Annotated in this window: 11 protein-coding genes; 4 read left to right on the top strand and 7 right to left on the bottom strand. The window is 70.4% G+C overall.

Features of this window, described 5'->3' with window-relative positions:
* Window positions 1–2 precede the first annotated feature (2 nt).
* A complete protein-coding gene (sctV, locus tag M9799_RS06045) occupies window positions 3–2,111 on the top strand; it encodes a type III secretion system export apparatus subunit SctV (RefSeq protein WP_231043340.1) in 2,109 nt (702 codons plus the stop codon).
* A gap of 65 nt (window positions 2,112–2,176) precedes the next feature.
* Here the strand turns inward: sctV and M9799_RS06040 are convergent, their stop codons facing one another.
* Window positions 2,177–2,509, bottom strand: coding sequence for an STAS domain-containing protein (locus M9799_RS06040; protein ID WP_231043341.1), 333 nt, complete (start codon window positions 2,507–2,509; stop codon window positions 2,177–2,179).
* A gap of 149 nt (window positions 2,510–2,658) precedes the next feature.
* Here M9799_RS06040 and sctD point away from each other — a divergent pair, with 149 nt between their 5' ends.
* From sctD to M9799_RS06025, 3 genes are read left to right on the top strand one after another with little or no spacing between them, the layout of a single operon-like run.
* Window positions 2,659–4,098, top strand: coding sequence for a type III secretion system inner membrane ring subunit SctD (gene sctD / locus M9799_RS06035; protein WP_231043342.1), 1,440 nt, complete (start codon window positions 2,659–2,661; stop codon window positions 4,096–4,098).
* Window positions 4,095–4,406: an EscE/YscE/SsaE family type III secretion system needle protein co-chaperone gene (locus M9799_RS06030; RefSeq protein ID WP_231043343.1), complete on the top strand. Its 312-nt coding sequence runs from the start codon at window positions 4,095–4,097 to the stop codon at window positions 4,404–4,406. The genes sctD and M9799_RS06030 overlap by 4 nt, the downstream gene beginning before the upstream one ends.
* Window positions 4,407–4,419: 13 nt before the next feature.
* Window positions 4,420–4,650 carry an EscF/YscF/HrpA family type III secretion system needle major subunit gene (locus tag M9799_RS06025; protein ID WP_231043344.1) on the top strand — a complete coding sequence of 77 codons (231 nt, stop codon included), beginning with the start codon at window positions 4,420–4,422 and terminating at the stop codon, window positions 4,648–4,650.
* Window positions 4,651–4,677: 27 nt separating this feature from the next.
* Here the strand turns inward: M9799_RS06025 and M9799_RS06020 are convergent, their stop codons facing one another.
* Genes M9799_RS06020 through M9799_RS05995 form a run of 6 tightly spaced genes read right to left on the bottom strand, consistent with a single transcriptional unit; the run spans window position 4,678 to window position 13,746 of the window.
* Window positions 4,678–5,739 carry an ABC transporter substrate-binding protein gene (locus M9799_RS06020; protein WP_231043345.1) on the bottom strand — a complete coding sequence of 354 codons (1,062 nt, stop codon included), beginning with the start codon at window positions 5,737–5,739 and terminating at the stop codon, window positions 4,678–4,680.
* Window positions 5,736–8,261 (bottom strand): MFS transporter, encoded by a 2,526-nt coding sequence (locus M9799_RS06015; protein WP_231043346.1) that lies wholly within the window; start codon window positions 8,259–8,261, stop codon window positions 5,736–5,738. The genes M9799_RS06020 and M9799_RS06015 overlap by 4 nt, the downstream gene beginning before the upstream one ends.
* Complete coding sequence (locus M9799_RS06010) at window positions 8,258–9,028, bottom strand: hypothetical protein (protein WP_231043347.1); 771 nt, start codon at window positions 9,026–9,028, stop codon at window positions 8,258–8,260. The genes M9799_RS06015 and M9799_RS06010 overlap by 4 nt, the downstream gene beginning before the upstream one ends.
* On the bottom strand, window positions 9,025–11,073 hold the full coding sequence (locus M9799_RS06005; RefSeq protein WP_231043348.1) for a PP2C family protein-serine/threonine phosphatase: 2,049 nt from the start codon (window positions 11,071–11,073) through the stop codon (window positions 9,025–9,027). The genes M9799_RS06010 and M9799_RS06005 overlap by 4 nt, the downstream gene beginning before the upstream one ends.
* Window positions 11,063–13,006, bottom strand: a complete 1,944-nt coding sequence (locus tag M9799_RS06000) for a hypothetical protein (RefSeq protein WP_231043349.1) — start codon at window positions 13,004–13,006, stop codon at window positions 11,063–11,065. The genes M9799_RS06005 and M9799_RS06000 overlap by 11 nt, the downstream gene beginning before the upstream one ends.
* Entirely contained in the window at window positions 13,003–13,746 is a 744-nt protein-coding gene (locus M9799_RS05995) for a hypothetical protein (protein WP_231043350.1), read from the bottom strand. Before M9799_RS05995 ends, M9799_RS06000 begins: the two co-directional genes overlap by 4 nt.
* Between the last annotated feature and the right edge of the window lie 25 nt (window positions 13,747–13,771).

Here is a 13,771-nt window from a genome sequence, read left to right as displayed (position 1 = left end):
CCATGTCGCAGTCCGTTGCCTTTTCCCGCTTGCAGCGCGTGGTCCAGCTGGCCACCAGCCGCAACGACCTGATCCTGGCTTTCTTCCTGGTGGCGGTCATCTTCATGATGATCCTGCCGCTGCCGACCTGGCTGGTCGACACGCTGATCGGCATCAACATGACGCTCTCGGCCATCTTGCTGATGGTCGCCATGTACCTGCCCTCGCCGCTGGCCTTTTCCTCCTTTCCCTCGGTGCTGCTGGTGACCACGCTGTTCCGGCTGGGCATCTCGATCGCCACGACGCGGCTGATCCTGCTGCAGGGCGATGCGGGCCACATCATCAACACCTTCGGCAACTTCGTGGTCGGCGGCAATCTGGTGGTGGGCCTGGTGGTGTTCCTGATCCTGACCATCGTGCAGTTCGTCGTCATCACCAAGGGCGCCGAGCGCGTGGCCGAGGTGGCGGCGCGTTTCTCGCTCGATGCCATGCCGGGCAAGCAGATGTCCATCGACGGCGACATGCGCGCCGGCACCATCGACATGGAGGAGGCCAAGCGCCGCCGCGGCATCGTAGAGAAGGAAAGCCAGCTCTACGGCGCCATGGATGGCGCCATGAAGTTCGTCAAGGGCGATGCCATTGCCGGCCTGATCATCGTCGCCGTGAACCTGCTGGGCGGCATCGTGATCGGCACCATGCAGCGCGGCATGAGCGCGGCCGATGCGGCCAGGACCTACTCGATCCTGACCATCGGCGACGGGCTGATCGCGCAGATCCCGGCGCTGTTCATCGCGATCTGCGCCGGCATGATCGTCACGCGCGTGCAGACCGGCGACGGCCCGTCCAACGTCGGCAAGGACATCGGCGCGCAGGTGCTGGCCCAGCCGCGCGCGCTGCTGATCGCCGCGGCCGTGGCGCTGGGCATGGGCATGATCCCGGGCATGCCGCTGTCCGTGTTCCTGGTGCTGGCGCTGGTCATCGGCGGCATCGGGTTCACCATCATGCGCAGCACCCGCCGCGTGGTCGATGCCAAGACCGGCGAGGTCACGGAGGTGCCGGCCATGCAGCCCGCGGGCGACAAGCGGCCCAAGCCGAAGAACGACGGCAGCGATGAATTCGCGCCCACGGTGCCGCTGCTGATGGACGTGGCCTCCGGGCTGGAGGCCAGCTTCGATGCCGACGTGCTCAACGACGAGCTGATCAAGATCCGGCGCGCGCTGTATGTGGATCTGGGCGTGCCCTTCCCCGGCATCCAGCTGCGTTTCAACCCGAACCTGCCGGCCGAAAGCTACAACATCCTGCTGTCGGAAGTGCCGATCTCGCAGGGGCGCCTGCGCCCGGGCTTCCTGCTGCTGCGCGAAACCACGGCCAATCTCGATGCGCTGCAGGTCCATTACGAGAGCGATCGCAATTTCCTGCCGCACATCCCCACCCTGTGGACCGAGGACAGCCTGCGCGACACGCTCAGCCAGGCCGGGATCAGCTTCATGGATACCAGCCAGGTACTGACCTACCACCTGGCCTATGTGCTCAAGAAGTACTCGGCCGATTTCGTCGGCATCCAGGAGACGCGTTTTCTGCTCAGCGCCATGGAAGGGCGTTTTCCCGACCTGGTCAAGGAAGCCACGCGCGTGCTGCCGATCCAGAAGATCGCCGAAATCCTGCAGCGGCTGGTGTCGGAGGATATTTCGGTGCGCAACCTGCGGGCGATCCTCGAGTCGCTGATCGAGTGGGGCCAGAAGGAAAAGGATTCGGTGCTGCTGACCGAGTATGTGCGCTCGACCCTCAAGCGCCATATCAGCAACAAGTACTCCACCAGCCACAACGTGCTGCCCGCCTACCTGCTGGCGCCGAACGTGGAGGACACCGTGCGCGCTGCCATCCGGCAGACCTCGGCGGGCAGCTACCTGGCGCTGGATCCGGCCACCGGCAAGAAGCTGGTGGACAACATCAAGAAGGCCGTGGGCAATGTGGGCGCGAGCCAGCATCGGCCGGTGCTGCTGACGTCCATGGACATCCGCCGCTATCTGCGCAAGATGATCGAGCAGGATCTGTACGAGCTGCCGGTGCTCTCCTACCAGGAGCTCACGCAGGAAGTGAACATCCAGCCGCTGGCGAGGGTGGACCTGTGAGAACCTCCGCCACACCGCGATGGCGCAGAAGAGGGCGGGACCGCGCGCGCGTCCCCGCCTGCGCGTCAGACCCGGGCCAGGCCCTCGTCCAGCGTGTCGGCCACGGCAAACAGGGTCAGGAACCCGCTCATGTCGAAGACTTCGTGCACCATCGGCTGCATGGCCGCCAGCACCATGCGCCCTTTGCTCGCGCGCAGCTTCTTGCCCGCCAGCAAGACCACGCGCAGTCCGGCCGAACTGATGTAGTCCAGGCCGGAGAAATCCAGCGCCAGGCGCTGGATGCCGGCATCGAGCTGCTCGACCAGCAGGCGCTCGAACTCGGGCGAACTGCTGCTGTCCAGGCGCCCACGCGGGCGAAGAATGAGGATGTCGTCGCGACGTTCCTGCTCGATATGCATGGGCAATACCTTTGTCAAATTAATGAGGCTGACTGGATAGGCGGTGCTGATGGATTGTATCGGGCGGGCATGGAACCGGGCGTTTCTCGCCGGGAAAATGTGCGTTTTCTCCGCATCATCGATGGCGCCGCGCGCGCCCGGGCGAAAGCATGACGAACGCCCATGCACAAGACAGGGCGGCGATGACGCCGCCGGCAGCCGGTGCGGACCTTCCGGACCTGGAGCTGCGTGTCCTTTCCGGCTGCCACCAGGGGGCCTCGCTGCCCGTCGAGGCGGGCGAGCCGCTGCGCATCGGCAGTGCCGGGGATTGCGACGTACTGATCGGCGACTGTGGCCTGGAGGCGCCGGTGCGGCTGCATCTGCAGCCCGGCGGCTGGACGCTGGCGGATGCCGATGCAACGGCGGCGCCCGTCCACGCCTTTGGCGCCACGGCATTGCTGGGGCAGGTCGGCGTGACGGTTTGCGCGCCGCATGTGCCGTGGCAGGCATTCGTGCCGCCGCTGCCCACGGACCCGGCGCAGCCGCCGGCCGGGACGGGGCAGGAGGTGCAGGAAATGCCCGGCGCGCAGGAAGTGCAGGAAGTGCATGACGTGCAGGAGGTGCAGGAGGTGCAGGAGGTGCGGATGCGGTCCCCCGCCGCGCCGCGCCCCTCGCGCCGCGGCCAGCTTGCAACCGGTGCCGCACTGGCGCTGGCCCTGCTCGCGGGCAGCTGGATGCTGTGGGGGCGGCTGCCCCCGCCCGCCCTCGCCGAATCGCTGAACGAGAAACCGGCAAAGGCGGCGCTGTCGCCACAAGCCCGCGACGACGCGGTGAAGCAGGCCAGCCTGGCCATCGCACTGGTGGACCCGGCGCTGCGCATGGAGGTCACGCCCAATGCCGAAGGCGGTGTCACCGTGAGTGGCTGGGTGGACGGCGTGGAGCAGTTCGATCGCCTGGCGCAAGGGCTCTCGGGCCTGCGGCCATTGCCGCGCCTGGCGGTGCACACGGCGTCCGAGATGCTCGATGTCCTGCAGGATGCCGCGTCGGCGCATGGAGCACATCTGCAGTTCACGCCGGCCGGCTCCGGCAAGGTGCAGGCCACGGGCCTGGTGGCCACGCCCGCGCAGCACCAGGCGATCCTGGCGCAGCTGCGCGAACGCGCGCCCCAGGGCATCGAGATTGTGGACGGCCTGCGCGTGGCCTCGATGCAGGCGCCCGCAGTGCGCCGCTGGCTGCAGGCGCAGGGGCTGGGCGTCACCGAGGTGGAATGGGATGGCGAGCAGTTGCTGGTGCAGGTCGATGTCAACGCCGCGCAGCGCCCGCTGCTCGAACGCCTGCTGGCCGCGCCGCAGTCGCCTCTGGCCGGAGTGCCCTTCGTGCTGCAGACCCGCTGGCTGCAGCAGGACACGGCACCCGCGAGGGTCGGTGCCGGCGCCAGCGGATTGCCTTTCAGCATCCGCAGTGTGGTCGGTGGCCCGGCGCCTTATGTGGTGCTGGCCGATGGCGAGAAGCTCCAGCCCGGTGGCACGCGTTCCGGCTGGCAACTGGTGGCCGTGGCGCCAGACCATATCGTATGGAATGGCCCCAAACGTCTGGAAGTCGCACGATGAAACTGTTGTTGCCCGCCCCCTTGCCATCTTCGTTTCCCGATGCGCTGAGTCCCCTCGAGGAGGGGCTGCGCGGACCGGACGCCGGGGCGCTGCGCGAACAGACCCAGGCCCAGCTGCAGGCGCTGGCACAGCGCGCGCGCGAGGGCATTTCCGCGGGGGTCTTGCCGGAGCGCTACCGTGAACTGGCAGGGCTGGTCGATGCCTGCCAGGCCGCACTGGATGTCATTGAGAATTGGCCGGCGCCTGCGCCCGGCCGTACCCTTCCGCCGCCCGTCACCGGCAGCGGTTTTTCATTTCCCGACCTTTGAAAGAGGAACTTCCATGGCTGCCATTACTTTCGACGCCATCAATACCAAGCTGGGGGCGGTCACCACTGCGCGCGAAACCGCGCTGAAAACCACCCTGGATGCAATGGACGAGAACCCGACCACGGCCCAGATGCTGAAGATGCAGCACGAGATCCAGCAGTGGAGCATCCTGACGCAGATCCAGAGCACCATCACCAAGGAGCTTGCCGACACCTTGAAAGGCGTGATCCAGAAGGCGGCATGAGGCCCGGGCCGCAGGCGTTGGCGGCGCTCAGCGCGTGCGCGCCACCGGCGCCACGGGAATCACCTCCGCCACGTTCAGCAGCAGCATCGGCGGATACAGCTCCAGTGCCTGTGCCACGGGCAGGTTCACCAGCAGCGAAAAGCGTTGCAGCGTCGATGCCGCAACGGCACTGACCGGTTTCCTTTCGACCAGGATCCGGTGCGCCATCGCGCCCGCGAAGCGGCCGACATTGGTGTCGTTGGAAAACAGCCCGAACAGGCAGCCCGAGCGCCGCACGATGCTTTCCGTCGCGCAGAACGTGGGCAGCCGGTGCTGGCGTGCGGCCTGCGTGACGGCATCGCGGTGGGTGAAGGCCAGGAAGGTGATCGGGCCGACGTAGAGCAGGTCGGCGCCGCGCGCCGCGATGTCGGCCACCAGCGGCGCGATCTGCGCCGGATCGGGTTCCTGGTGGGCATCCAGCCCGAGGCTGGCTTCGATCACCTGCAGGCCCTGGCGCTGCGCATGCGCCTGCAGTCCGCGCAGGATGCCCAGCGAGTTCGGCTCGGCCGGGTTGTGCAGGTAGCCGATGCGGCGGAATGGCCGGTAGGCCTGGATGGCGTTGAACTGCACGTCGAGCGGCGCCACATGGCTCACGCCGGTGATGTTGCGCTCGGGATGCGCCAGGTTCTTGATCAGGCCCGCATTGACCGGGTCCGTGACCTCGGTGAACACGATCGGGGTGCTGCGCAGCGGGTTGTCGGCATTGCTCTGGTCATGGCGGCCGGCCAGCGCCAGCGCCGTGGGCGTGCCCCAGGCATAGACCAGATCGGGCTTGAGCGCCGCGACCTGCTGGCGCAGCGCGGGCGCATCGGACGGGTTGCCGCTGAAGCGCACCTCGGCGTAGCGCGCCGCAACGCCCTCGCGCTCCAGGTAGCTGCGAAAGCCGGCTTCGGTGCTTTGCGGCGCGCGCGGCAGCACCATGGCGATGGTGAAGGGCGGGGCCGCCACCGGCGCAGGGGACTGGGCGATGGCCGAGGCCGCGCAGCCCAGGGCAAGCCCCAGGAGCAATGCCGGCCGCAGCAGGCAGCGAAGCAGGATGTGGGTCTTCATGGCGATCCAGGCAGGGGGTTGAAGGAAACGGCGTCCGCAGCAGGGCGCAGCGCGGCCAGCATGGCCAGCGTGGCAAGGGCCAGCAACAGACCGATGGCCCACAGGGCCCCGGCGTAGCCCAGCGCAGCGACCGCCCAGGCGGTGGCAAATGGCGCCGCAATGCTGCCCAGCCGCTCGAGCAGGCGGAAGGCGGCCAGCGCCTGTTCGGGGCTGGCGTGCTGCGGCCGGCCTGGTTGTGGCTCGAAGAGTTCCGTGACCAGCGCCAGCTGCGGCGAGGACTGCAGCGCCTGCCCGAGCCCGAGCAGCGCGCAGCCGATGGCCATGCCCGGCACGCCGCCCAGTCCGGGCAGCGCCCAGCAGGCCAGCGCGCCGACCAGGCCGCCGGCGATCAGAAAGGGCGTGCGCCGGCCGCTGGCATCGGACCATTGCGCAATCCATGGCGCGCTGATGGCGAACACCAGGAAGTACAGCAGCAGCGCGCGCCCGGTGACGGCCGCGGGCTGCTCCAGCGCGTTCATCTGCAGCGGCACGACCACGGCCAGCAGCATCACCGCCACCAGGCGCGCGGGCAGCCCTGCGCCCAGGATCACGGCCAGCGCGCGCGGGTTGCGCAGCACGGCCGCATAGCCGCGCCAGCCGCCCGTGGCCTGGTCCGCGCCGGCCGTGTGCGGCACGGGCGCCAGGCGCTGGCTGAAGAACGCCGCCAGCAGCAGGCACAGCGCGCAGGCCGCGCATCCGGCGGGCGCACCGGCCTGCGCGGCGACCATGCCGCCAAACGGCGGCCCGACGATGCCTGCGGCCACGATCGCGCCCACGATCTGCGTCATGCCGCGTGCGCGCTGGGCCGGCGGTGTGGTGCGCAGCATGGCGGTCTGCGCCAGGATCAGCGCCAGGCCATAGGCCATGCCCGCGAAGGCGCGCAGAAGCACCAGCGCCTGCGCCGACTGCGCCGCGCCCGTGGCCGCCAGCGCCAGGCTGCCGGCCAGCGCCGACAGCACCAGTCCCCGGCGCAGGTCGATGCGCTGCGCCAGCGCCGGGCCGGCCGGCTGTGCCAGCGCCAGCGTGGCCATGAAGGCGGCAACTGCCAGATTCGCCACCAGCGTCGGGCTCGGTTGCGGATCCGGCGACGGCATGTCGATGGCAAACACCGTTAAAAAGGGGCGCAGCAGCTCCTCGGACATCGCTATCAGGAAAATGACCAGCCGTAGCCGTGTCAGCTGCGCAGTGGTGGCCGGATCCGGCGCGGCGGGAGCGAATGCCGCTGCGCCGGGCGCCGCTGCGCCGGGCGCCGCTGCGCCGGGCGCCGCCGCGCCGCGCCGCCGGAACAGGGATGCGCGCACGGCCGCGCGTGCCGCACGCCGCGCCAGGCGCTGCGCGACCAGCGCGGCCAGGGTGGAGCGCTGCCAGCGCCCACGCGCGCATTCCAGCAGCAGCACCGCGGATACCACCAGTGCCAGCGCCAGATCGAGCAGCATGCCGTCCGTCTGACGATCGACGTAATCGGTCGGGTAGCCGACCACCAGCTGTGCGCCCTGCGGCGTCGCGGGAAACAGGCGCTGCTCCTGCGCGGCCCGCGCATCCGCGTCGCTTGCCAAACCGCGTTGGCGGGTGGCGTGCAACTCCTCGCCCGCGGCGCCGCGCAACGCCACAAAGCCCAGTTCAGGCGCGCGCTGCAGCGCATCATCGAACAGCGCGCGCACGCCCTGCAGTTGCACCAGGGGAATGCCCAGCGCATGCGCGCGTGCGATCTGCTGGCCCAGCGTGCGCGCCATCGCGTCGGCGTTCGCCGCAATCTGCCGCGCCACCAATGGGCGCGCCATGTCGCTCGCACTCCATACCATGGCCAGCGGCGTGGCGGCGCAGACCAGCGTGGCCGACAGCACCAGCGCCGTGGTGGTGCGTTTGTGCCCCGCGCCCTGCCATTGCAGGCCCAGGCGCCAGAGCGCAGCCCAGGCCAGTGCCAGCGCCAGCAGCAAAAGCGGCGCCAACTGGCCCAGGATGCGCAGCCCCGCGGCCCGGGCCTGAGCCTGCGTGGAGCGCAGGTCGATGCTGATCCAGAGCTGAGCGCTGGCCTGTCCACTGGCGTCGGCCAAAGTGCGGCCGATGTGCAGCCGGTTGCTGTCTTGTTTCACCAGCGGCTGCGTGAGCGCAGCTTCTGCCAGCTGGCGGTGCCAGGCGCTGCGCACGGCGCCCGCGTGCTGCGCATCTCCGGCCTGGGCAATGAGTGTGCCGTCCATGGCCTGCAGCTGCAGCCCGAGCAGCTGCGGCTCCTGCCGGTCCAGTTGCTGAAGCCGCGCAAGCCACGCGGTCTGCTCCGGCAACCCCACGCCAAAGCGCAGGCCGCGGTCGGCTTCCAGGCTGACCTGCTGGCTCAGGCGCAGCACGCGCTGCTGCGTCAGGTCGGTCAGCAACTGCTGCACATGCCAGCTGATCAGCACCAGCGACAGGCCGAACAGCACGGTAGCGCAGAGCGTGGAAAACAGCAGGGCTTCGCGCCCGATCCGGCGTGCGGCGCTGTTCATGGGGCGTCTTCCGCGCCATCCCCGGCGCTTGGACTGCCGCAGGCGGGCAGGCGGCGCGCATAGCGCAGCACCGGCCGCGCGCCGCCGCACACCTCTTCCACGCCGGCATAGCCTTCGGCGGCCGCGGCGCACAGCTGCGCGAAGTCGTCGCCGGCAATCAGCCGGGTCTGCGACAGGTCCCAGCGTGGCGCGCCGCGCAGGTCGATCTGCAGCACATGGCGGCGCAGCCCGTCGATCGTGCCGGTCCATTCGATCCACATGCCCTGGGCCAGCAGGTTGTGCCGGCTGGCCGCGTTGTGCAGCGACACCATGGCCAGGCAGCGCGGCCGGTGGCAGGCCTGCGCCATGGCATAGCGCAGCTGCAGCAGCAGGGCCTGCAACTGGTTTCCGCGCCAGGGTGCGCGCACCATGCAGCTGGCCAGATGGGCCACGCCGGCCTGTTCGCGCGGCGCCAGGCCGATGGCCGCGCCCAGGTGGCCGGGCGCGCCGGCCTCGGGCAGGTCCAGCATCGCGTAAGCCGCGAGTTCGTCTCCGAGCCACACGCCGAGGCAGTGGCCGCGGGGCGGCAGGTGCTGCGCGAAGAATGCGGCTTCATCGTCCTCGCGCATATACATGTCGGGGTGCGCGAGCCCCGAGATCACTTCGTTGCGCAGCTGCCGCCAGGCAGCGAAATCCTGCGGCCCCAGTGTGCGCATCTGCGCGCCGGGCAGAAGCGTCGCCAGCGCGGGGGCTTCCCGCCCAGTGGAGGAGGGGCGCCTGCGGCTCATGGCGCATTGCCCCGGTAGGCCAGCGCCATGACGGTGATGTCGTCGGCCTGGGCCGCGCCGGCTTCGAAGCGCCGCACCTCCTCGACGACAAGCGCGGTGAGCTGGCGCGCGGGCCCGCTGCGGTTCGACTGCGCGCTGAAGGACTGCGCCACCTCCAGCAGCCGCGCCTCGCCCAGCAGCGCGCCCTGCGCATCGGTGGCTTCGGTGACGCCGTCGGTATAGAGCAGCAGGCAGTCGCCCGGCATCAGCTGCAGCGTGCCCTCGTGGTATTGCTGGCCCTCCAGCACGGCCAGGCCCATGTTGCGGCCCTTGGGAAAGTATTGGGCGCTGCCCTGGCGCAGCAGGATCGGCGGGTTGTGGCCGGCGTTCACATAGGTCAGCCGGCCCGTGGACAGCTGCAGCACCGCATAGAACACGGTGACGAACATCATCTGGTCGTTCTCCAGGCACAGCTGGTCATTGAGCGCGGCAATGGTCGTGCCCGGCTTGCGCAGGAACAGGCCGCTGCTCTTGAGCAGGGTGCGCGAGATGGCCATGAAGAACGCCGCGGGCACACCCTTGCCCGACACATCGGCAATGACCAGGGCCAGGTGGTCTTCATCCAGCGCGAAATAATCGTAGAAATCGCCGCCGACCTCCTTGGCGGGGATCATCGCCGGGGCGACCTCCACCTCGGGCCGGTCCGGCGTCCGTCGCGGAAGGATCGACAGCTGCATCTCGCGTGCGATTTCCAGCTCCTGCTGCAGGCTGGCCAGCATCGTCTGGGTGTGCACCGAGGCCTGCACTTCGCGCAGCAGCTTGAGCAGCCGGCCCTGCTGGGTGCTGACCAGGGCCGACATCCGCCCCAGGATGCTCGCCAGCTCGGCCAGCACGTTCGGCGCTTCGTCGGCCTTGGCGGCGGCGGGCGCGGACAGGGCCTGCAGGATTTCCTCGCGCGAGCCGGGGTCGAGGCTCTCCGCCAGGCTGCGCAGCTGCTCGCGGATCAGCCGCTCCTGCTGGTGGCGCGCGCGCAGGCGCTCCTGGCGCAGGGTCTCCAGGCTCAGCAGTTCGGCGCGCAGCTGCAGGGCGGCGCGCGCCATCTTGCCCGATTCGTCCTCGGCGTCCTCTTCGCCCGGGTGCGGCGCCACCTCGGTCCGCCCCGCGGCCAGCGACTGCAGCACCTGCACGTTGTGCGCCAGCGGGTCGAGCGCATGCCGCAGGAACATCCACAGGCCTCCCAGGGCAAGTGCCAGCACGGCCGCCAGTTGCGCCGCCGCGCCGCGCAGGAACTCGCGCTGGCGCTGCGGCTCCTCGCCGGCCGCGCGTTTCCAGACCAGGCTGCCCACCACGCTGCCACGTGCGCCGGCCAGCGGCTGGCTGACGAGCTGCAGCGCGGGCTGGCCGGCCAGGCGTGGATCGCCAGCGGGCAGCGTGAGCACGTGCGCGGCGCGCGCCGGCAGCGCGGCCTGGGGCCACAATGCATCGCCGCCCACGCTGCCGGCCACGGGCTTGCCGCGCAGGTTGAGCAGGAAGAACTCCCCGTCCAGGCGCTGGGCCATCAGCGGCAGGGCTGCGCTCGCATCCTGGCCCAGCACCAGTACCTGTGCGCCGATGCGCTGCGGCTGGAGCCAGTGGTAGCCGCGTGCCGTGGCCTGGTACAGGCCCGCCATCGGCTGCGGATGCTGGCGCCAGCGCTGCAGGGCCTGTGCATCGAGCAGCGGCTCGGCATCGGCACCGTCCGCGGTCGTGGCCAGCAGGCTTGCGTCCTCGTCCAGCAGATCGATGCGCAGCCCCGCATGTTCCCTGGCCATTGCCAGCATCCGCAGCTGCAGCGGCGGCTCCGGAGTCCGCGCATGGCTGTCGGCCAGCTGTGCCGCAAGGCGCTGCAGCTGCTGCATCTGCTGCATCTGCAGCTGTTGCCAGGCATGGGCCTGGGCCTGCAGCAGCATCTGCGCCTGCTGCCGCCCGGCATGCGCCTGCGCCTGCCAGACCAGCGCCGCGGCCATCAGGCCCAGGCACAGCGCCGCCAGCGCCGCCGCGCAGAAGATGCGCCATCTAAGAGACATCGGAGCCTTTCGCGCGCGCTGCTGGCAGCGGCCGCGCAAGCACCACGGCCAGAAGCGGCAACCCGTCCAGCAGCCCTGCCGCGCCGGCCATGGCGCTGAGGCCGGCCCCCAGCGCGCAGCCCAGCAGCAGCCGCTGGCTGACCGTTTCCTGCAGCGCCTCGGTGGCTTGCGCCAGCCCCTGCGCCAGCAGCAGGCCCAGCAACAGGAAGACCAGCCCCGAAAGCCACGGCAGCCAGGGCAGGTGCCAGGCAGCGGGGAAAGCCGGCGCGGCCAGCACCAGCAGCTGCAGCGCGATGGCGCCAAGCGCGATGGCGCCCTGTGCCGTGGCCCCCCAGTCCCGCCTGCCCAGGCGCGGCCCGGCGGACCAGCCCAGCGCCAGGCCGATGCCCACTGCGCAGCACTGCGACAGCGTCGCGCTGCCGGATGCCGCCAAGGACAGGATCATCGGACCGGCCACCAGGCCGGCGGCGATGCCCAGCATTGCGCCGCAATGCGCGCGGCGGGCCTGGAATGCCATGGCCGCCGCCGCCATGCGCACGCGCCATGGGCTGTGCGCCACGTCCCAGCGCAGCGCAGACCACAACCCGGAGGCCATGGGCAGCAGCAGTGCCAGCGGCGCCCAGGCAGGAGGCAAGGTGGCCAGCGTGTAGTAGCCCAGCCCGGGCCCGAGCGACAACACCGCGCCCCACCAGGCCAGCAAGGCGGCACCGGGCCGGCGCGGCTGGGCATGGGCGAACCCCGGATACACGTCCGGATGGGTCTGGACGCGCGTGCAGGCCGCCAGCGCAGCACCCGCGAAGCCGCCGTTCCAGGCCGCGAGCACCGCCGGGTGCAGGCTGCTGCCGAGCAGCAGCAGCGCCAACAGCGGCAACGCCAGCGCCGCCAGGCTCAGGATCAGCACACTGAGCATCGCGATAGGCAGCCGCGCGCCCAGCCGCCAGCCCGCGGCCGCCGCCAGCAGCAGCACCCCCAGGCAGGCGGCCGGCAGCGCCTGCTGCCAGAGGCCCGGCTGGTCTGCGTGCACCAGGCGCAGCCCATGGGCCAGGGGGCCGACGGCGCCGAGGCACAGTAGCAGCGCCATCCACAGCGACTGCGACTGCACGGCCACCAGCCGCACGCTGTCCGGATCGGTGCCGGCAAAGCGGTCGCGGCCTTCGGCCTGCTGCAGCACCTGGTCGAGGTAGTCGCGCCGCAGCCGCTGGGGCTCGGTACGCCGCAGCGAGCCCGTCAGCAGCCGCATGCGCGCCATGCGCTCATGGACCTGGCGCATGGCTTGCGCGAGCTCCTGCACGCGCAGGTCGAAGGGCTTGCGCTGCGGCAGGTACAGCAACCGGCGGTAGTCGCCGCGCATGGCCCAGCGCGCCATCAGCCGCACTCCATGGTTGCGCAGCCACGGGCCCTGGGCGCAGGCGAAGTGCGCGCCAAGCCAGGCCAGCACGCTCAGCAGCAATACCGCCGGCGCGAGCTGGCCCAGCATCCGGCCCGGGTCTCGCGCGCCGGCGTCGTGCAGCTGCAGGCGCACGCGTGCCTCCACCGTGCCAGCGGGTGCGACCTCGGCGTTGCCGGTGCCGGCCTCATGCTGCGGGAGGGAATCGCCGGCGGGACCGTGCCAGAGCACGTGCCCCCGGGCATCGTCGACCGCGATCCATGCGATATCGGGATGCAGCGCCTGCCAGTGCGCAAGGAACTGCGGCATCCCCACCAGTTGCTGCAGGGGAATGCCTGCATTCGCCGCATCGGCCAGGCGCTGCGCTATGGACTGGGCCATCAGCTGTGCGCGGGTCTGCGCCGCCTGCGCGCGCAGCGCCTGTGTCTGGCTGCCGTGCACCTGCACCAGGAACGCCGCGACCAGCGCCAGCAGCACGACGGCGGCGCAGCCGAGCGCCGTCGCGGTCCATTCCCGCCGTATCTTGAGCAGGCCGATGCGGATCATTCGATATGCTCCACGGCATCGAGCCGCGCCGCGCCCTCGTCCAGCCGCGCGCACGTGGCCCCGATCCGCGCATGGACCTGGGCGAGCTGGCCCTGCGACTGGGCATGCAGCAGCCGGCGCTGTGGCCATGTTGCCAGCCAGACCACAGCCAAGCCGCCCAGCGCCACCGCCAGCAAAGCGAGCTGCACCTGCACGGTGACCAGGCTGCCGGCGGCATAGCCTGCCGTATGCGATGCGTAGCTGATGCCCACATGGCCCGCGGTCTCGCCAAACGCGTTGTGCAGGCCGAGGCCCATCATGTGCAGGGCGCCGATCTGCGCATGCCAGGGACGGCGCTGTGCCGCGCCCTGGCGTGCCGCTGCCAGCGCGTCCGGTGGCAAGGGCTCGCCCACGCTGGCGCGATCGGTGCTGAAGAGCGTGCGGCCGTCCGGGGCCAACACCTCCAGGGTGTAGATCTGCGGGTCTTTCTCCCGCTGGCGCTGCAGCAGCTCCTCGATGCGCGAATCGTGTTGCAGCTCCATGCCCAGCGCCAGGTCGGCTTCGAGTTTGTCATGCACCTCGCGCAGCGTGAGTTCGAGCTTCGCGCGTTCGATGTCCTGCAACTCCTGCTGGCGCCATTGGTCCAGCACCCCGACGATCAGCGCGGTACCCATCAGCATGATCAGCAGCCACAGACCGCCGGCTTCGACCAAGGGCGCGACCCAGGCCCTTGCAGGGGAGTGGCGCGCGTGAGAGCTCATGTCACAATACTCGCAACAGGATGTA

It is taken from the genome of Comamonas endophytica, from assembly GCF_023634805.2.
In the GTDB taxonomy this organism is placed as follows: Bacteria; Pseudomonadota; Gammaproteobacteria; order Burkholderiales; family Burkholderiaceae_C; genus Comamonas; species Comamonas endophytica.
This window is presented reverse-complemented; position numbering and strand designations above follow the sequence as displayed.

Bases quoted from the DNA above. Each gene is read 5' to 3' on its own strand.
- M9799_RS06040 (WP_231043341.1), bottom strand. From the start codon at position 2,509: ATGCATATCGAGCAGGAACGTCGCGACGACATCCTCATTCTTCGCCCG.
- M9799_RS06010 (WP_231043347.1), bottom strand. From the start codon at position 9,028: ATGAGCCGCAGGCGCCCCTCCTCCACTGGGCGGGAAGCCCCCGCGCTG.
- M9799_RS06000 (WP_231043349.1), bottom strand. From the start codon at position 13,006: ATGATCCGCATCGGCCTGCTCAAGATACGGCGGGAATGGACCGCGACG.
- M9799_RS05995 (WP_231043350.1), bottom strand. From the start codon at position 13,746: ATGAGCTCTCACGCGCGCCACTCCCCTGCAAGGGCCTGGGTCGCGCCC.
- M9799_RS06025 (WP_231043344.1), top strand. From the start codon at position 4,420: ATGGCTGCCATTACTTTCGACGCCATCAATACCAAGCTGGGGGCGGTC.
- M9799_RS06005 (WP_231043348.1), bottom strand. From the start codon at position 11,073: ATGTCTCTTAGATGGCGCATCTTCTGCGCGGCGGCGCTGGCGGCGCTG.
- M9799_RS06020 (WP_231043345.1), bottom strand. From the start codon at position 5,739: ATGAAGACCCACATCCTGCTTCGCTGCCTGCTGCGGCCGGCATTGCTC.
- M9799_RS06015 (WP_231043346.1), bottom strand. From the start codon at position 8,261: ATGAACAGCGCCGCACGCCGGATCGGGCGCGAAGCCCTGCTGTTTTCC.
- sctV (WP_231043340.1), top strand. From the start codon at position 3: ATGTCGCAGTCCGTTGCCTTTTCCCGCTTGCAGCGCGTGGTCCAGCTG.
- sctD (WP_231043342.1), top strand. From the start codon at position 2,659: ATGACGAACGCCCATGCACAAGACAGGGCGGCGATGACGCCGCCGGCA.
- M9799_RS06030 (WP_231043343.1), top strand. From the start codon at position 4,095: ATGAAACTGTTGTTGCCCGCCCCCTTGCCATCTTCGTTTCCCGATGCG.